The 18,224-nt window shown below is 42.5% G+C and carries 12 protein-coding genes, 2 tRNA genes, 3 rRNA genes and 1 pseudogene; 14 read left to right on the forward strand and 4 right to left on the reverse strand.

Annotated features, from left to right (window positions below; genetic code table 11):
* Window positions 1-121 precede the first annotated feature (121 nt).
* Window positions 122-1,003 (forward strand): DMT family transporter, encoded by an 882-nt coding sequence (locus tag AC4CU0_RS00875; RefSeq protein ID WP_180022164.1) that lies wholly within the window; start codon window positions 122-124, stop codon window positions 1,001-1,003.
* 438 nt (window positions 1,004-1,441) lie between these two features.
* On the opposite strand, the gene tsaC is transcribed toward AC4CU0_RS00875, so the two are convergent.
* The 3 genes from tsaC to AC4CU0_RS00890 all read right to left on the reverse strand — a co-directional run bounded on the left by tsaC (window position 1,442) and on the right by AC4CU0_RS00890 (window position 4,490).
* Window positions 1,442-2,011 carry an L-threonylcarbamoyladenylate synthase type 1 TsaC gene (gene tsaC / locus AC4CU0_RS00880; protein WP_111885874.1) on the reverse strand — a complete coding sequence of 190 codons (570 nt, stop codon included), beginning with the start codon at window positions 2,009-2,011 and terminating at the stop codon, window positions 1,442-1,444.
* A 31-nt stretch (window positions 2,012-2,042) separates the two neighbouring features.
* Window positions 2,043-3,224, reverse strand: coding sequence for a DNA-processing protein DprA (gene dprA, locus AC4CU0_RS00885; RefSeq protein ID WP_490743590.1), 1,182 nt, complete (start codon window positions 3,222-3,224; stop codon window positions 2,043-2,045).
* A 111-nt stretch (window positions 3,225-3,335) separates the two neighbouring features.
* On the reverse strand, window positions 3,336-4,490 hold the full coding sequence (locus tag AC4CU0_RS00890) for a LysM peptidoglycan-binding domain-containing protein (protein ID WP_490743591.1): 1,155 nt from the start codon (window positions 4,488-4,490) through the stop codon (window positions 3,336-3,338).
* Window positions 4,491-4,609: 119 nt separating this feature from the next.
* On the opposite strand from AC4CU0_RS00890, the gene def reads away from it, so the two are divergent.
* The 3 genes from def to AC4CU0_RS00905 all read left to right on the forward strand — a co-directional run bounded on the left by def (window position 4,610) and on the right by AC4CU0_RS00905 (window position 7,837).
* Window positions 4,610-5,140: a peptide deformylase gene (gene def, locus AC4CU0_RS00895; RefSeq protein WP_078191459.1), complete on the forward strand. Its 531-nt coding sequence runs from the start codon at window positions 4,610-4,612 to the stop codon at window positions 5,138-5,140.
* Window positions 5,141-5,230: 90 nt separating this feature from the next.
* Window positions 5,231-5,650 (forward strand): DUF2946 domain-containing protein, encoded by a 420-nt coding sequence (locus AC4CU0_RS00900; RefSeq protein WP_490743592.1) that lies wholly within the window; start codon window positions 5,231-5,233, stop codon window positions 5,648-5,650.
* A 72-nt stretch (window positions 5,651-5,722) separates the two neighbouring features.
* Complete coding sequence (locus AC4CU0_RS00905; protein WP_490743593.1) at window positions 5,723-7,837, forward strand: TonB-dependent copper receptor; 2,115 nt, start codon at window positions 5,723-5,725, stop codon at window positions 7,835-7,837.
* A gap of 48 nt (window positions 7,838-7,885) precedes the next feature.
* On the opposite strand, the pseudogene AC4CU0_RS00910 reads toward AC4CU0_RS00905, so the two are convergent.
* A pseudogene (locus AC4CU0_RS00910) lies at window positions 7,886-8,543 on the reverse strand (oxygenase MpaB family protein); the annotation flags it as partial.
* Between the two features lie 21 nt (window positions 8,544-8,564).
* On the opposite strand from AC4CU0_RS00910, the gene AC4CU0_RS00915 reads away from it, so the two are divergent.
* From AC4CU0_RS00915 to AC4CU0_RS00960, 10 genes are all read left to right on the forward strand, one after another.
* The gene (locus tag AC4CU0_RS00915; RefSeq protein ID WP_180135226.1) at window positions 8,565-8,762 is read left to right on the forward strand and encodes a hypothetical protein; all 198 of its coding nucleotides are present in this window, start codon (window positions 8,565-8,567) and stop codon (window positions 8,760-8,762) included.
* 453 nt (window positions 8,763-9,215) lie between these two features.
* Window positions 9,216-10,754 (forward strand): 16S ribosomal RNA (locus tag AC4CU0_RS00920).
* 61 nt (window positions 10,755-10,815) lie between these two features.
* Window positions 10,816-10,892: transfer RNA gene (locus AC4CU0_RS00925), tRNA-Ile, on the forward strand.
* 71 nt (window positions 10,893-10,963) lie between these two features.
* Window positions 10,964-11,039, forward strand: a tRNA-Ala gene (locus AC4CU0_RS00930).
* 457 nt (window positions 11,040-11,496) lie between these two features.
* Window positions 11,497-14,390, forward strand: a 23S ribosomal RNA gene (locus AC4CU0_RS00935).
* A 190-nt stretch (window positions 14,391-14,580) separates the two neighbouring features.
* Window positions 14,581-14,695, forward strand: a 5S ribosomal RNA gene (gene rrf / locus AC4CU0_RS00940).
* Together the 16S, 23S and 5S rRNA genes with 2 tRNA genes alongside form the textbook arrangement of a ribosomal RNA operon.
* 159 nt (window positions 14,696-14,854) lie before the next feature.
* A complete protein-coding gene (locus tag AC4CU0_RS00945) occupies window positions 14,855-16,054 on the forward strand; it encodes an MFS transporter (protein WP_490742252.1) in 1,200 nt (399 codons plus the stop codon).
* Window positions 16,055-16,430: 376 nt separating this feature from the next.
* On the forward strand, window positions 16,431-16,826 hold the full coding sequence (locus tag AC4CU0_RS00950; RefSeq protein ID WP_490742253.1) for a transposase family protein: 396 nt from the start codon (window positions 16,431-16,433) through the stop codon (window positions 16,824-16,826).
* Complete coding sequence (locus tag AC4CU0_RS00955) at window positions 16,774-17,244, forward strand: transposase family protein (RefSeq protein ID WP_490742254.1); 471 nt, start codon at window positions 16,774-16,776, stop codon at window positions 17,242-17,244. Before AC4CU0_RS00950 ends, AC4CU0_RS00955 begins: the two co-directional genes overlap by 53 nt.
* A gap of 43 nt (window positions 17,245-17,287) precedes the next feature.
* Window positions 17,288-18,118, forward strand: coding sequence for a M48 family metallopeptidase (locus AC4CU0_RS00960; protein WP_490742255.1), 831 nt, complete (start codon window positions 17,288-17,290; stop codon window positions 18,116-18,118).
* Window positions 18,119-18,224: the final 106 nt, after the last annotated feature.

Consider the following 18,224-nt stretch of genomic DNA (forward strand, 5'->3'; position numbering starts at 1 on the left):
TATGCCTAGGTGTCGATGTCTGAACTACAATATAAATGTCTGAAATCATGTATTTCAATTAAAACAGACATCACTCAAAATACCTAGACCAATCTTTGCACGATATATTGAGGAGTCAGACATGTTGCTTCAAGCGCGTTGGGCGAAATTTGCAATTTGTTTGCCTCTGATCGCAGTATTTATATGGTCGTTAAATATTACCGTCACCCGCTATGTAACTGATTATATTTCACCAGTCAGTATCAGTTTTTATCGATGGTTTATTGCATTTTTGATCCTAACCCCATTTATGCTCAAAACCGTTTGGCAGCAAAGACAGCTGATCAAGCAGCATTGGCAGCAATTGGCTGTGCTGAGTGCTTTTGGCATGGTGTTATATCAAGGCTTGGGCTATACCGCTGCGCATTATACGACGGCGACCAATATGGGCATCATCAATGCCTTTATCCCTGTTTTTACGATTGCCGTTGCATTTTTCATACTGAAAGATGTGCCTAATCGCTATGCCATCTTGGGCTGTGCGATTTCATTTACGGGGCTATTGTTTGTCATTGCGCAAGGAGATTTCAGTCAATTACTGAATATGGGCGGACATTTCGGCGATATCCTCATGATCTTCGCAGTGTTTTTCTATGCCTTTTATGGGGTGTTTTTAAAAAAATGGCAATTGAAACTTCCGCTACTGTTGAGCTTATATGTACAAATTTTCTTTGCCGTTTTATATCACTTGCCATTCGTGTTGTATTTAGGCATTGATGCGATTAATCCTGCGAATGCGCCAAGTGTATTTTATGCGGCAATTTTTCCATCATTGATTGCACCGTTGGTATGGATGTTGGCTGTGCAACATCTCGGGCCGAATCGCACCAGTATTTTTATGAATTTGATGCCGGTATTTACCGCGATTATTGCCTATTTCTGGTTGGCTGAGCAGTGGATGTTTTATCATACCGTCGGCACAGTGATGGCGATTACCGGGGTGATCTTGGCGCAGCGTAAGTAAATCTAGTAAAAAGTTGAAAATTTATGAGAAGTATTGATTAAAAAATAAGCAAACAAACTTATTTTTTTATAGAGCAAATCTTTTGAAAATGGATTTTTGAGTGTAAAACTGAATTAAAAAAACAAATTCTCGTCTTAAAAATCAATCAAAAATAGATACATATTTTGACTAAGTAGTTATAAAATCAGAAATAAAGTACTTATCAGTAGTTTTATTTATATAAAAAATATATTTGTTAAATTTAAAAAAATATTACATAATACTTTCATTGTAAATGATGAAGTAATTCTTAATAATTACTTGATATTTATCCAGAGATTGCAAGACCCTCTGGATGTGATTTTATACACATCCTTTTTTATGCTCAGTCATCCCTATATGGCTGAGCTTTTTTTTCCTATATTTCCCCGAAAGGCAGGTGTAGACAGGCATCCGAGCTTATGCGCGGATGATTTCACCTGTTTCAGCATCAATAATTTTGCTTGGTTCTTGGCTTAGGCCGAGATCACCATTTAAGTAATTTAGTTCATTGGCAAAATACTGATTGGCTTCTTGTAAAGAACGTGCAGGGGTTAATCCTGCAGGATTGGCACTGGTAGACACAATAAAGCCATTAAAAGCTTGGCATAAAGCCACACATAAAGAGTGGGTAGTCACACGGACTGCGACTTTTGGATGATTGCCTTTAATCCATGTTGGAATATGGTCGCCAGCCGGTAATAACCATGTGGTTGCACGTTCATTGGGTTTACGGTTGGTCCATGTCGCAATGACTTGCTGACGCATATCTTCTGTTAAGCCTTGAAGCAGGTGTTCAACTTGAGCGACATTGGCAGCCAATAAAATCACGCCTTTTTCAATGGGACGTTGTTTTAGGCGCAAAATTTCGAGAAAGGCTTGCTCATTGTAGGGATCACAGCCCAATCCCCAAACAGCCTCTGTAGGATATGCGAGAACCTGACCTTTTTTAAGACAGGAAGCTGCTTCTGCAACAGAGGTGGTAATCATTTCTATAGACCTTAACTGATTCGACAAAGGACTATTGTGAACCTAATTTACCCATTCGACAACGTAGGTAGTGTCCGGCTTGTTGTGTGGCATAGCCCATTAACTCTAATTCCATCAGTTGACTGGTTAATGTCGCGGTATCAATTTTGAGTTGAATGGACAATTGATCAAGGCTTTGGCCGACCCAATCAAGCTGCTGATACAATGCAACTAAATGGTCCGGTATGGGTTCGGGGGGAGGTGTGTCCGGTTTTGCTGTTTCGGGTGTCGCTATTTCGGTGGTTGTTAAGGTTTCGGCAGCTTGTGATTGCCACTGTGTTGCCAATGCCAAGTCTTCAATGACCTGTTGTGGATGATCAATCAAAATTGCACCTTCGCGTATGAGTTGATGGCAACCTTGATGTGACTCACTATAAATATGGCCTGGAATGGCAAAAATAGATTTGCCTTGTTCGGCAGCGCGTTGAGCCGTGATCAGTGAACCACTTTTTAATGCCGCTTCCGCCACGATGACACCAAGACTGAGCCCACTGACGATACGATTTCGATGTGGAAAATGGTGTTGCAATGGGGGAGTGTGTGGAAGAAACTCACTGATTACGGTTCCCCCATGTTGGATGATTTCTTGTCTTAAACGCTGATGTGCGGTCGGATAAGTTTGATCTAAACCTGTGCCCATCACGGCAATGGTTCTGTGGTGTTGTATGGCAGCGCGATGTGCCGCTTCATCAATTCCTTGTGCTAAACCGCTATTGATATAGAACCCTTGCTCACTTAGATAATAAGCAAAATCATAAGCAATTTGCCGACCTTGGGGACTAGGTTTGCGGCTACCAACAATCGCAATTTGGGGTTGCATCAAGGCTTGGGCATTACCTTGCCCAAATAGAATGGGCGGCTTGTCGCTATAAGGTAAAAGCTGTTGAGGATAGTTCAGGTCTTCAGGAATCAGTACAAAGTCACTGTATTGTTGAATATCCTTGAGACATTTTTCAAAGCTAAGCTGTCCACTTGGACTATGAAATTCTTCAAAGCGCTGTAAATGATTTTTATGCAGTCCTAATTTTTGCCATGTGGTGATTTGATCAGGCTTAAGGGCGTGGTGTAGGGCAGGATAGTGCTGCTGAATTTTATAGAAACTACGAAGTGAGTGTTGCACCAAAAACCACAGGCGAATGTAATCTAAATGCAAGTCAGTCAATGAGTTGAGCATAATGAGACCTTTGAATCTGTCTTCTTTTTATGGTTTAAAATGATCAGTGATATCGTTGTTGGATAATAAAAAATGAGGCTGAAATACAGCCTCATTTTTATGGATTTGGTCTTAGTCATCCATCAGTGGTGGCTGAATCGTTGCACCTACTTTGATTGGTAATTCGCTTTCAAGTACATAAGCATAGCTTAGGTTATCAAACGTTTTGAATACCATAATGTTACCAATACGTTGTCCTGGAAGTTGAACACGTTCTTTGGTTTTTGGATCAGTCACGATTTCACCTTTTTGGTTCACGCTAAAGACTTGACCAGATTGAACGCCTTGCAAGCTACCACGGTCGATCGTCACAACACTGTGAACCGCTGCAGTACCAATCGAGCCCATAACACGAACTACACTACCGCCAGCAGTGACATTTTCTGCATTGGTTGGATAGAACAGTGTTGGCAGCATTGGGTCATATTCAGGAAGAACACGATCGCCACGACGAACTTCAGCATTATAAGTATCGGTTAGTTCTAAAGTGGTAATGTCATTTTCACCACGAACGGCAACACCTGAAGCGACTTGAGTCAGTTCTAAACCTGCGTTGTATTTTTTGCCGTTTGCATCGGTAAAGATGTACGGTTCGCCTTCACGGTAAACAGCATAACGTTGACCGACTTGCATACCTTGGCCGCGTGCATAAACTGTTTGGCCTTTGGCAGCTAATACACGTTGATCAACTGTACCTAAAATGTAAGGTGTGCCTTCCACAGAATCAGCTGCAACAATCATGCTGCGCTCAAGCCATTGCTTAATATATTCCAATGGGATAACCGGAATCGCACTGTTGAGGGATTCAACACGAACTTGTGGTTGAAGTTTAGTGCCACCTGTATAGCGACGAATGATACCTTCACAACCATCACCTTCATCTTTACCGATGATTGGGCGGCCATTGTAGGTACACATGAGTAGGCGGTCACCTGGGAAAATCCAGTGCGGATTTTTCACGTGTTTATTACTCGCCCAGATTTCAGGCCAGCGCACAGGATTTTTTAAGAAGCGCTTGGAAATATCCCACAACGTATCGCCTTTTTTCACCACATAAACTTGAGGCGCACCTGCCTTCAATGACGGTGGATTGACGTTACGAGCAGGGGCAGCTTCTGCAACACTGACCATTCCCATCCCCACACTTACACAGACTGTAAGTGCCAATAATTGTTTTTTAAACCCCAAGGCACTAAAAGTTGGCATGCCCTTCAAAACCTTTTTCATTATCATAATTCCTAAAATTATGTATGTAACTGCGTTATAATAACGATATTACACACAATTTTTTGATGAAGCATTCCTTCATTTTGTTTTTTGATCAATGGCATAAGTGAGGACGTCGTATGGCCTTATTACCTATTTTAAGTTTCCCCGATCCCCGTCTTCGTACCATTGCAAAACCAGTCGAAGAAGTTACTGATGAAATTCGTCAGTTAGCAGCCGACATGTTTGAAACTATGTATGAAGCACCGGGAATTGGCCTGGCAGCAACACAGGTAGATCACCATATTCAGCTGATAGTCATGGATTTATCTGAAGAAAAAGATCAACCCATGGTGTTTATTAACCCCAAAATTACGCCATTGACACAAGAGACGCAGCCCTATGAAGAAGGCTGTTTATCAGTGCCTCAAATATACGATAAAGTTGAGCGCCCGTCACGTGTAAAAATTCAGGCAATTAACCTTGAAGGTCAATCATTTGAAGTGGAAGCGGACGGACTTCTCGCAGTTTGTATCCAACATGAAATGGATCACTTAAATGGTAAGTTATTCGTCGACTATCTATCGCCTTTGAAACGTCAACGTGCACGTGACAAAGTGGAAAAGTTGGTTCGCCAACGTCAAAAAGATAAAGTCGCAGTTAAACGTTAATTGATCGCGGTTAAAAAATACCTGAGACAAGCCCAATTTCGATTGGGCTTTGTTATACTTGCGTCAGACAAATGTTAGGGTTTGCCTGTATTGTTTCGTAGTGGAGTGCTGCTGTCCTTTGCAGCCGTTTTTTTGCAGATTGCTGTTTTTTTACAGCCATTGTTGCCCAAGCAATATCAAGTTGCTCCGGTCTGCGAAACCATTACGCGTGCACTTTTACTTCCCAATGTTCATGCTGAACATACCGCACATTCACACCATTCATCTTCCGCTCATGTAGAGCAAGTTCAAGTCGATCATACTGCCCATGAACATGATACCAGTCATCAATGTCAGTATTGTACGGTCTATGGCAATTTGGTTTTGCCCCCTGAACTTGATGTGAAAGAAGTGCTTGATCGAATTCAAGTTCGTTTAATTGCTTTTCAAAAAGCTTTCAAGCATGTCTGGTTTGTTCTTCAACAACTCTTTTTACTTCCGCAAGGTCGAGCCCCGCCACTCGCTGCATAAATCCGACGTTTTTTAAACTTGGGTCTTTGAGGACTCAGGTACGCCTTTATTTATGTATTTTGTGAGATAAACATGGCTCAGCCTAAATTTTTTCTACAGCCTCTTGCGGCTGCAATTTGTGTTGCCTGCTATTCAACTACAGTGATGGCTGACGAGATGTCCGTAGAGATGACGGAAACCAATGCTGTACAGACTTTGGCACCGATTGTGGTGACATCACATCAAGGGAATGATGCCAATGGCCTGATTGTTCGTGCCAACCCCAAACAGCCGATTCAACCGATACCTGCCAGTGATGGGGCCGATTATTTAAAAAGCATTGTGGGGTTTAGTGCCATTAAAAATGGGGGAACCAATGCAGATCCAACCTTCCGTGGCATGTTTGGTTCACGCATTAAAATTTTGACCGATGGCACAGAAAATCTCGGGGCGTGTCCAAGTCGTATGGATGCACCAACGTCTTATATTTCCCCTGAAAGTTATGACCGAATTTCAGTGATTAAAGGCCCTCAAACGGTTCAATATGCCAATACAGGTTCTGCTGCAACAGTCTTGTTTGAACGAAAACCTGAACAATTCGATGCTGATAAAAACTACCGTGGTCAAGCCAGTGTGATGATCGGTTCTTATGGTCGTTTAGATCACAATGTCGAAGCGGCAGTCGGTGATGAGAAAAAATATGTCCGTTTGAATGCCAGTCGTTCTGTTGCGGATAGCTACCAAGACGGAGATGGTAATACAGTACCTTCAGATTGGGAGCGTTGGAACGCAGATTTAGCTTTAGGTTGGACACCTGATGAAGATACCTGGATCGAACTGACTGGCGGTAAGGCCGATGGTGAAGCAGTGTATGCTGGCCGTGGTATGGATGGTTCTCAGTTTGCTCGTAAAAGTTTAGGGCTGCGTGTAGAGAAAAAAAATGTCACTGATGTGATTAAAAAGATCGAAGCGCAAGTGAACTATAGCTACAACGACCATGTGATGGATAACTTTAGCTTACGTACACCACCAATGATGGAAATGGAGCATCACGGCATGATGATGCAAATGCCAAATCCAATGGCAATGCAGGTGACGCGTCGTACTTTAAATGCACGTATGGCCGTGACACATGAGTGGGATAAGTTCCAGTTTATTACAGGTTTAGATACGCAAAACAATAAACATGCGGGCAGTATGACTGCGTTGATGATGCCATCGATGAATAAGCCACTCACTGAAGATATGCAATTTAATTCTTATGGCGGTTTTGGTGAATTAAGCTATCAGCTTAGTGAAAACAACAAATTGGTTTCAGGTGTACGTGTTGATCAGGTCAAAGTAAAAGATGAACGTGCAGCTTCTGCGAATAGTGGTTTTAATACTGAATTGAAAGAAACCTTACCAAGTGCCTTTATTCGATTTGAAAACCATCATCCTGAGCATGATGATGGTAAAACGTATATTGGTTTAGGTTATGTTGAACGTATGCCAGATTATTGGGAGCTATTCAGCCCTAAACATGGTAATGCAGGTTCGACCAATACATTTAACGGTGTTAATCCTGAAAAAACTTTGCAGTTGGATATGGGCTATCAACATACGCATGGAGCATTTAGTTCATGGGCATCAGCTTATGCAGGCTTAATTAATGATTACATTTTGATGAGTTACCATGATCATCCAAATACAGGTATGCATGATCATGGTTCGACATTTAGTGCAGGCGCTAAAAATGTAGATGCAACCATTGCAGGCGCTGAAGCGGGTGTCGGGTATCAATTTAGTGATGCCATTCAGGCGGATGTCAGTGCAATGTATGCTTGGGGTAAAAACACAACGGATAGTAAACCGTTACCACAAATTTCGCCTTTAGAAGCACGTGTAAATGTACGCTATATCCAAGATAAATATACTCTAGGCGCATTTTGGCGAGTAGTTGATGGTCAAAACCGCATCAGTAAAGATCAGGGTAATATTGTCGGCTATGATGTGAAAAAGAGTGGCGGTTTCGGAACCTTGTCATTAAATGGAACATATCATATTGATGAGGGTGTAGATGTATCTGTCGGTGTGGATAATCTCCTGAATAAAACCTATACCGAACATCTGAATAAACTGGGTGATGCGGGGACAGGTTTAGCGACCGATCAACAGTTTAATAATATTGGTCGCAATTATTGGGCACGTATTTCGATGAAATTCTAAATCTTGATATTTGTCATCCAAAAAGCAGAGCGATCGCTCTGCTTTTTTTTATTGGTGCATACTCGCCAGTTGTTTGGCCTTACTTTGATACAGTGCTAAACCGAGTTTTTGAATCGCACGGCCTTTTTGCTGTAATTTTTGATTTAAACTTGGGAGATGCTTAGCACCTGAATACAGGACAAGATTTCTAGCCAATAAATAATAAGCAAACCATGCGGCAGACTGGGGTTTGAGCCCTAATTTATGCATGCGTTTTTTGCCAATAAAAAATTGTGTCAGCTCCAGATGTTGTCGATAAGCCAGTTTTTGCTGAAGTGGTCGAAGGTATTTGTACTGTCGTTCAAAAGGTTCTTTAGAGAGACTGGCGCCGAGAGCCATACTGCTTGCATCAGATTGAGGATGTACAAATTGCATCCAATACAACAGTTTCCAACCATCAGATTCTTTTTCAATTAACCATTTGTCATCAATACCCATCAACCAACCCACATAACGCCAAAAATGCAAAAAGCTTTCAGTTTCTTGTTTTGATGGAAAAATTCCTAAAGCGCGAATGCCCAAAAGTACCACACTGCTAAAGGCAAGATTGGTCATCGCCAAGTCAAATTGGTTCATCGGCACCCCCCCACGTTGCAAAATCCCAGTCTTTACCTTTTTGGAGTTGATGCCGTACCAAAGCGTGAATAAAACGCACATAAACTGTGTTTTATTGATAATTGGCTTGGTGATGAGTGTGCCAGTATTGCTGTGGCTACTGCTGAAAGGTGGATTCGTTGATGTGCTATTAATGGCGACATTATTTGGTATCGTCATTCCATTTATTCAGTGGTTGTATAGAAAGCCTGAAGAAGTGCACGGTGTTATGCCAGTTTTAATGTTTATCTTATGGGTGCCTATGGCGTATTGCATGCTTTCTGTACACTAAAAACTCTTTTTTAAGTAAAAAATACTGATTTAGTAGAATAAATAAACAAACGTAATGAAAAATTAAAAATAAATGGAAAAAGGTGTTGCGTTGGATCAGAAATGCTGTAGAATGCACATCCATCGGTGGTGATGAAGATTAAAACTTCTGATAAAACAATGACTTGGTTGAATTGATTAAGTTGAGTTTTAGAAAGAAAGTTTAAAAATAATTTGAATTACTGGTTGACTCTTTAGAAATAAAGAGTAATATAGCCGACCTAGCTTGCTGGTGACGAACCAGCAAGAAGATCATTAAGAGATTATGAAGAACAACTTGTGTGGATTTTTACTAGTTGATTGGTCGAAATTATTTTCATTGATTGATGGTAGAAATTACTCGAAGTTTATTTGAGCAAATTTTTGTCAGTAATTGATGAGCCAAGATTGGTACACTATATGTACTATTGATTTTAAACTGAAGAGTTTGATCATGGCTCAGATTGAACGCTGGCGGCAGGCTTAACACATGCAAGTCGAGCGGGAATAGGTAGCTTGCTACCGATTTCTAGCGGCGGACGGGTGAGTAATGCTTAGGAATCTGCCTATTAGTGGGGGACAACATTTCGAAAGGGATGCTAATACCGCATACGTCCTACGGGAGAAAGCAGGGGATCTTCGGACCTTGCGCTAATAGATGAGCCTAAGTCGGATTAGCTAGTTGGTGGGGTAAAGGCCTACCAAGGCGACGATCTGTAGCGGGTCTGAGAGGATGATCCGCCACACTGGGACTGAGACACGGCCCAGACTCCTACGGGAGGCAGCAGTGGGGAATATTGGACAATGGGGGGAACCCTGATCCAGCCATGCCGCGTGTGTGAAGAAGGCCTTTTGGTTGTAAAGCACTTTAAGCGAGGAGGAGGCTACTTTGGTTAATACCTAGAGATAGTGGACGTTACTCGCAGAATAAGCACCGGCTAACTCTGTGCCAGCAGCCGCGGTAATACAGAGGGTGCGAGCGTTAATCGGATTTACTGGGCGTAAAGCGTGCGTAGGCGGCTTTTTAAGTCGGATGTGAAATCCCCGAGCTTAACTTGGGAATTGCATTCGATACTGGGAAGCTAGAGTATGGGAGAGGATGGTAGAATTCCAGGTGTAGCGGTGAAATGCGTAGAGATCTGGAGGAATACCGATGGCGAAGGCAGCCATCTGGCCTAATACTGACGCTGAGGCACGAAAGCATGGGGAGCAAACAGGATTAGATACCCTGGTAGTCCATGCCGTAAACGATGTCTACTAGCCGTTGGGGCCTTTGAGGCTTTAGTGGCGCAGCTAACGCGATAAGTAGACCGCCTGGGGAGTACGGTCGCAAGACTAAAACTCAAATGAATTGACGGGGGCCCGCACAAGCGGTGGAGCATGTGGTTTAATTCGATGCAACGCGAAGAACCTTACCTGGTCTTGACATAGTAAGAACTTTCCAGAGATGGATTGGTGCCTTCGGGAACTTACATACAGGTGCTGCATGGCTGTCGTCAGCTCGTGTCGTGAGATGTTGGGTTAAGTCCCGCAACGAGCGCAACCCTTTTCCTTATTTGCCATCGGGTTAAGCCGGGAACTTTAAGGATACTGCCAGTGACAAACTGGAGGAAGGCGGGGACGACGTCAAGTCATCATGGCCCTTACGACCAGGGCTACACACGTGCTACAATGGTCGGTACAAAGGGTTGCTACTCCGCGAGGAGATGCTAATCTCAAAAAGCCGATCGTAGTCCGGATTGGAGTCTGCAACTCGACTCCATGAAGTCGGAATCGCTAGTAATCGCGGATCAGAATGCCGCGGTGAATACGTTCCCGGGCCTTGTACACACCGCCCGTCACACCATGGGAGTTTGTTGCACCAGAAGTAGGTAGTCTAACCGTAAGGAGGACGCTTACCACGGTGTGGCCGATGACTGGGGTGAAGTCGTAACAAGGTAGCCGTAGGGGAACCTGCGGCTGGATCACCTCCTTAACGAAAGATTGACGATTGGTAAGAATCCACAACAAGTTGTTCTTCATGACGATGTATCTGAGGGTCTGTAGCTCAGTTGGTTAGAGCACACGCTTGATAAGCGTGGGGTCACAAGTTCAAGTCTTGTCAGACCCACCACTACTGACGAAGTATTTGAATAAAATACGGAAGCAAACAGAGAATCAGAAACATTGACTTATTGATAAGCTGGGGACTTAGCTTAGTTGGTAGAGCGCCTGCTTTGCACGCAGGAGGTCAGGAGTTCGACTCTCCTAGTCTCCACCAAATTTCAAGATTATAAAAGCAACGCTTTTACTTGAAATTTAAGCAAGAAGCTACGCTTCGCGCAGTATGTGATCATGCAGTGTTGAAGTTGTTTAGTCCTTAAGCGATCAAGTGTTTAGGTTATAGAGCTTAGCAACAAAGTGGCGTATGATTCGCTTCATTGTTATTAAGCTCTGTGATTTATCACAGTTTCCTGACCTGACGAAGGCTGGAAAAATCATTAACAGAATATATTTGAGTTGAAATAATTTGTTCATACTCGTTTGATTTAACCTAACAAGCAATTGTGAAAGTTGAATGAAATGAGTTACTAGCGAAATTAACTGAATCAAGCGTTTTGGTATATGAATCTAATTGAAGCTGTACAGTGATTAAGTTCACGAGACTCTAACTGTGGCAATTAAGTTTGCGACGCGAAATACAACTTGTATGTATTAGCGACTGTTTGGGGTTGTATAGTCAAGTAATTAAGTGCATGTGGTGGATGCCTTGGCAGTCAGAGGCGATGAAAGACGTAATAGCCTGCGATAAGCTCCGGGGAGGCGGCAAATATCCTGTGATCCGGAGATTTCTGAATGGGGAAACCCACCCGCTATAAGGCGGGTATCATAAACTGAATACATAGGTTTATGAGGCGAACGAGGGGAAGTGAAACATCTCAGTACCCTTAGGAAAAGAAATCAATTGAGATTCCCTCAGTAGCGGCGAGCGAACGGGGAAAAGCCCATTAAGTTATCTAAGCTTTAGTGGAACGCTCTGGGAAGTGCGACCATAGTAGGTGATAGTCCTGTACGCGAAAGGGCTTAGATAATGATGTCGAGTAGGGCGAGGCACGTGAAACCTTGTCTGAATATGGGGGGACCATCCTCCAAGGCTAAATACTCCTGACTGACCGATAGTGAACCAGTACCGTGAGGGAAAGGCGAAAAGAACCCCTGTGAGGGGAGTGAAATAGATCCTGAAACCGCATGCATACAAGCAGTGGGAGCCAACTTGTTTGGTGACTGCGTACCTTTTGTATAATGGGTCAGCGACTTACATTCAGTAGCAAGGTTAACCGATTAGGGGAGCCGTAGAGAAATCGAGTCTTAATAGGGCGTTTAGTTGCTGGGTGTAGACCCGAAACCGGGTGATCTATCCATGAGCAGGTTGAAGGTTGGGTAACACTAACTGGAGGACCGAACCCACTGTCGTTGAAAAGCCAGGGGATGACTTGTGGATAGGGGTGAAAGGCTAATCAAACTCGGTGATAGCTGGTTCTCCCCGAAAGCTATTTAGGTAGCGCCTCGGACGAATACCATTGGGGGTAGAGCACTGTTTCGGCTAGGGGGTCATCCCGACTTACCAAACCGATGCAAACTCCGAATACCAATGAGTACTATCCGGGAGACAGACTGCGGGTGCTAACGTCCGTAGTCAAGAGGAAAACAATCCAGACCGCCAGCTAAGGCCCCAAAATTATAGTTAAGTGGGAAACGATGTGGGAAGGCATAGACAGCTAGGAGGTTGGCTTAGAAGCAGCCACCCTTTAAAGAAAGCGTAATAGCTCACTAGTCGAGTCGGCCTGCGCGGAAGATGTAACGGGGCTAAAACTATATGCCGAAGCTGCGGATTTACACATTAGTGTAAGTGGTAGGGGAGCGTTCTGTAAGCCGATGAAGGTGGATTGAGAAGTCTGCTGGAGGTATCAGAAGTGCGAATGCTGACGTGAGTAACGACAAAACGGGTGAAAAACCCGTTCGCTGAAAGACCAAGGGTTCCAGTCCAACGTTAATCGGGGCTGGGTGAGTCGACCCCTAAGGCGAGGCCGAGAGGCGTAGTCGATGGGAAATTGGTTAATATTCCAATACTTCAGTGTAATGCGATGAGAGGACGGAGAAGGTTAAGTCAGCCTGGCGTTGGTTGTCCAGGTGAAAGGAAGTAGGCATGTATCTTAGGCAAATCCGGGGTACTCTATGCTGAGATCTGACAGCAAGCTGTACTTGTACAGTGAAGTGGCTGATACCATACTTCCAGGAAAAGTCTCTAAGCTTCAGTTACACTGGAATCGTACCCGAAACCGACACAGGTGGTCAGGTCGAGTAGACCAAAGCGCTTGAGAGAACTCTGCTGAAGGAACTAGGCAAAATGGTACCGTAACTTCGGGAGAAGGTACGCTGCTTTTGGTGATGGAACTTGCTTCCTGAGCTGAGAGCAGCCACAGAAACCAGGCCCCTGCAACTGTTTATTAAAAACATAGCACTCTGCAAACACGAAAGTGGACGTATAGGGTGTGATGCCTGCCCGGTGCTGGAAGGTTAATTGATGGGGTTAGCGTAAGCGAAGCTCTTGATCGAAGCCCCAGTAAACGGCGGCCGTAACTATAACGGTCCTAAGGTAGCGAAATTCCTTGTCGGGTAAGTTCCGACCTGCACGAATGGCATAATGATGGGGGCGCTGTCTCCAGCAGAGGCTCAGTGAAATCGAAATCGCCGTGAAGATGCGGTGTACCCGCGGCTAGACGGAAAGACCCCGTGAACCTTTACTGCAGCTTGACATTGAACTTTGATCTTACTTGTGTAGGATAGGTGGGAGGCTTTGAAACCGAGACGCTAGTTTCGGTGGAGCCAATCTTGAAATACCACCCTGGTAATATTGAGGTTCTAACTCTGCTCCATGATCTGGAGCGAGGACCATGTCTGGTGGGTAGTTTGACTGGGGCGGTCTCCTCCTAAAGAGTAACGGAGGAGTACGAAGGTGCGCTCAGCGTGGTCGGAAATCACGCGTAGAGTATAAAGGCAAAAGCGCGCTTAACTGCGAGACCCACAAGTCGAGCAGGTACGAAAGTAGGTCTTAGTGATCCGGTGGTTCTGTATGGAAGGGCCATCGCTCAACGGATAAAAGGTACTCTGGGGATAACAGGCTGATACCGCCCAAGAGTTCATATCGACGGCGGTGTTTGGCACCTCGATGTCGGCTCATCTCATCCTGGGGCTGAAGCAGGTCCCAAGGGTATGGCTGTTCGCCATTTAAAGAGGTACGCGAGCTGGGTTTAGAACGTCGTGAGACAGTTCGGTCCCTATCTACCGTGGGCGCTGGAAATTTGAGAGGATCTGCTCCTAGTACGAGAGGACCAGAGTGGACGAACCTCTGGTGTACCGGTTGTGACGCCAGTCGCATCGCCGGGTAGCTATGTTCGGAAGGGATAACCGCTGAAAGCATCTAAGCGGGAAGCCTACCTCAAGATAAGATTTCCCTTGGACTTTATGTCCACTAAAGAGCCGTTGAAGACTACGACGTTGATAGGTTGGATGTGGAAGTGCGGTGACGCATGAAGCTGACCAATACTAATTGCTCGTGAGGCTTGACTATACAACACCCAAACAGTTGTTGTATAAAAGCTCAATTGATTCGATATTAAGCAAAATAACTTGATTTAGTTAACGCTTAAGAACAAAATACTGCAACTCAGATATGATCTGTTAATAACTCATTTGGTAGAAAACTTAGCACGAAGAGCACTGCTCTGAGATTAGACTAAGCAAGTATCCATAACAGTTGTGCTGGCGACAATAGCAAGAGTGAACCACCTGATCCCTTCCCGAACTCAGAAGTGAAACCTCTTAGCGCTGATGGTAGTGTGGGGTTACCCATGTGAGAGTAAGTCATCGCCAGCTCATTATTCGAAACACCCCCTGACTAGTGCAGGGGGTGTTTTTTTATGTGTGGCGAAAAGGGGCGAAGGAAGAAAACAAAGAATTCTTCATTCATTTTTATGTGATTTTTAAATTAAAGGCTGAAAGGCGTATACTATCCGTGTCATTGATGGAAAGCTCATGTCTAATTTAGCCTCAATTTCTCCTTATATTGAATATGGCACACGACCATTTCTTGCCATTTTATTTTCTTTATTTTTAGCAGGCTTCGCAATCTTTTCATCGTTGTATTGTGTACAACCGATGATGCCCATTTTTGCGGATTTCTTTCATGTCAGTCCGACACATAGCAGTTTTCCTTTATCTTTTTCTACTATTGCTTTAGCGATAGGGCTACTTTTCACCGGTTTGATTTCAGATCGATTTGGACGCAAGCCTGTGATGGTCACCGCTTTATTTTTGGCGGCGTCACTTTTAATAATCAGTTCTATATTTCCACTTTGGGAAGTATTTCTACTGAATCGCGTGCTGATTGGTTTAAGTGTTAGTGGTGTAGCTGCTGTTGCAATGACTTATATAGGTGAAGAAATTGCGCAAAAAGATATAGGCTTTGCAATGGGCCTATATATATCGGGTACCGCAATTGGAGGAATGGGCGGCCGTCTCATTGCAGGGGTATTGATTGACTATATTAGTTGGCAAAATGCCATGATGATTATCGGCATCATTAACCTATGTATAGCCACAGCATTCTTTTTATTACTTCCAGCATCTCAACATTTTCAAGCTTATCCCATTCGTTTCAACCGATTTTATGAATCTTTCGTTAAAAATTTAGTAGATCCTAAGCTGAGAATCTTATTCCTTCAAGGTTTTATCCTCATGGGATGTTTTGTCTCTATATTTAATTATATGAGCTACCACCTATTAGAAGAACCTTATCAACTTTCTCAAACTTGGATTGGGCTAATTTCCATAGCTTATTTGGCAGGAATATATAGTTCACCTCGGGCTGCAAGTTGGGGGAAACGCTTTGGGCGTGAAAAAGTTTTACCTGCAATGCTGATCATGATGTTGTTGGGGCTGTTGATTATACTCATTCCGGCATTTGGGTCAGTCATTTTGGGGCTGATTGTATTCACTTTCGCTTTTTTTGCAGCGCATTCCACTGCGAGTAGTTGGGTTTCGGTTCAATCCTTGCAGTACCGTGCCGTAGGTTCATCGCTGTATTTATTTTGCTACTATTTAGGTTCTAGTATCTTGGGTAGTAGTAGTGGTTTGGTTTGGGAAATGTCTGGTTGGATGGGGTTGACGAGCTTTATTGCTGTTATTTTGATGATCGGTTTATTTTTAGCAATAAAATTGAATAAATTAAAATAGAAATATGTGAATAAGCTATTATTTAATATTCGTTTTACATCTATTTTTTTATATAAATAACACTATAAAAATGGCGGAATTTACTATTTTTATGATTATAAAACTTTAGTCTAATATTTTTTTAAAAGGTGCCTCATAATAATGAAACGCATCACAATATAATAAATAAAATATTTTTGGTTATCATTTTTAAAATTTAATATATTTTTAAATAATTGATATTAATGGTTTATTTGTTTTTTTTGAATATTTTTGCACTTGTTTTTATATAGAATTATATATAGATCAATAAGCCTCTTTCATAAATCAAAAAACGAACAGTCTCTTGCTGATTATTTGTACCGAAGAATTTTAAATATTCATGCATAATCTGCAGATGAAATATATCGATTCAAAGAAGCTTTCTGAAACACAGTTTAAGCGATACACCGGCATATCATGGTCAACCTTTGATTTAATGGTTGAACAACTGAAAATGCATATTCCTGCTAAAGGTAGACCAACTAAATTGAGCATAGAAGATCAAATCCTTCTGTGCTTAAGTTATTGGCGCGAATACCGAATCTTGTTCCATGTTGCAACAAGTTATGGTGTGTCAGAGCCAACTGCTTCAAGAATTGTCCGTCATGTAGAGGACTGCCTGATCAAGTCCAATTTATTTAATTTACCGAAGCATTTGCCTGAGGGCGAAGGCATCGACTGGAACGTGGTGATTGTTGATGCCACAGAAATTCCAATACAAAGACCTAAAAAAACAGAAGAAAAGCTATAGTGGCAAAAAGAAGGCACATACTTTCAAAGTCCAGGCCATCATTCATTATAGAACTCAGCAAATTCTGAGTTTATGCACTGATCGTGGTGCTGTACATGATTTCGAACTCTTCAAACGAAACTTACATCAGATTCCGGCAGGTGCCTTTATCCTTGCAGATAAAGGCTATCAAGGGATTTATGCAATATATCCAAATAGCTTGTTGCCATTAAAAGCAAAAAAGCGCTGTAAATTAGATCCTGAACTAAAAATCTATAATCAAGAAATCAACAAAAGAAGAATTGGGGTTGAGCATGTATTTGGTAGTTTAAAAACTTTCAAAATCCTTGCCGAGCGATATCGTAATCGAGGAAAAAGACTGGGCTTAAGATTCAATTTAATTGCGGGAATCTATAATTTAGAGCTGAGCAAAAAATGAATTATGAAAGAAGTCTAATATTGGTATTAAAATTAAGGCGATTATGAAAAATATAACTATTTTAATGATGGCTTTGGTTTTTATCTTAATCTCAGCTTGTACAAGTACCACGAATTTAGGGACAGCAGGCGCAGAGCGAAAACAGTTTTTTATCGTTCCTCAAAAGTTATTAACTAAACAGGCGGATAGATCGTATCAACAATTTATTCATCAGTCTAAAGACAAACAACTATTGATCATTGATCCGAAATTGGATCAGGTTTTAAATAAACTCAAAAAAAATGCGGAGTTTTACCGTCAAGGTTCGAGTCAATGGGATTGGCAAGTCAGTGGGAATCTCAATAAAGATTTAAATGCACATGGTTTTCCAAGTGGGAAAATTGTCATTAACACGGGTTTGTATTGGAGTTTAAAGCTGACTGAAGATGAATTGGCATTTGTGATGGCGCATGAAATGGCACATGCATTGCGTGATCATCATCGTGAAAAGATTTCTTTGCTGTTTGCAAGTCAGGTGGCGATGATTTCTTCAACTGCGGGTATCGGTGCGCTTGCAACGGCTGCCAGTAGTGTGACTGGGCAAGCTGTTTTTCTGCCTAAAGTTTCAAAATTTGAACTAGAAGCAGATGTCCTTACACTTGATCTGATGTCGAAAGCGGGCTTTGATCCAAATGCAGCATTGAGTTTTTGGCAAAAATATCAGCAGGAAACGACACGCCGTCAAATGCTTGATATAAAACCATTGATGACTCAAGACAGTATAGATAAGCGTAAGATTTATATTGAAAAATATTTACCTGAAATGCACATCCAATTTCAACAGGCACAGGCTTTAATGTTGAATAAAAATGCGATAACTCATGGCACATTCTAGATTGATTTAAACTAAAGCAAAGTTACAAATGATTTATTTAAATCTAGTTTTATAGTCGTGCTACAGCACGATTACATCTGATGTCTATATAAAACAATTCAATGAT

It is taken from the genome of Acinetobacter sp. LipI_15, assembly GCF_058242865.1.

Coding starts and splice junctions, on each gene's coding strand:
- AC4CU0_RS00875 (WP_180022164.1), top strand. CDS start 122: ATGTTGCTTCAAGCGCGTTGGGCGAAATTTGCAATTTGTTTGCCTCTG.
- tsaC (WP_111885874.1), bottom strand. CDS start 2,011: ATGATTACCACCTCTGTTGCAGAAGCAGCTTCCTGTCTTAAAAAAGGT.
- dprA (WP_490743590.1), bottom strand. CDS start 3,224: ATGCTCAACTCATTGACTGACTTGCATTTAGATTACATTCGCCTGTGG.
- AC4CU0_RS00890 (WP_490743591.1), bottom strand. CDS start 4,490: ATGAAAAAGGTTTTGAAGGGCATGCCAACTTTTAGTGCCTTGGGGTTT.
- def (WP_078191459.1), top strand. CDS start 4,610: ATGGCCTTATTACCTATTTTAAGTTTCCCCGATCCCCGTCTTCGTACC.
- AC4CU0_RS00905 (WP_490743593.1), top strand. CDS start 5,723: ATGGCTCAGCCTAAATTTTTTCTACAGCCTCTTGCGGCTGCAATTTGT.
- AC4CU0_RS00915 (WP_180135226.1), top strand. CDS start 8,565: ATGAGTGTGCCAGTATTGCTGTGGCTACTGCTGAAAGGTGGATTCGTT.
- AC4CU0_RS00945 (WP_490742252.1), top strand. CDS start 14,855: ATGTCTAATTTAGCCTCAATTTCTCCTTATATTGAATATGGCACACGA.
- AC4CU0_RS00950 (WP_490742253.1), top strand. CDS start 16,431: ATGAAATATATCGATTCAAAGAAGCTTTCTGAAACACAGTTTAAGCGA.
- AC4CU0_RS00955 (WP_490742254.1), top strand. CDS start 16,774: ATGCCACAGAAATTCCAATACAAAGACCTAAAAAAACAGAAGAAAAGC.
- AC4CU0_RS00960 (WP_490742255.1), top strand. CDS start 17,288: ATGAAAAATATAACTATTTTAATGATGGCTTTGGTTTTTATCTTAATC.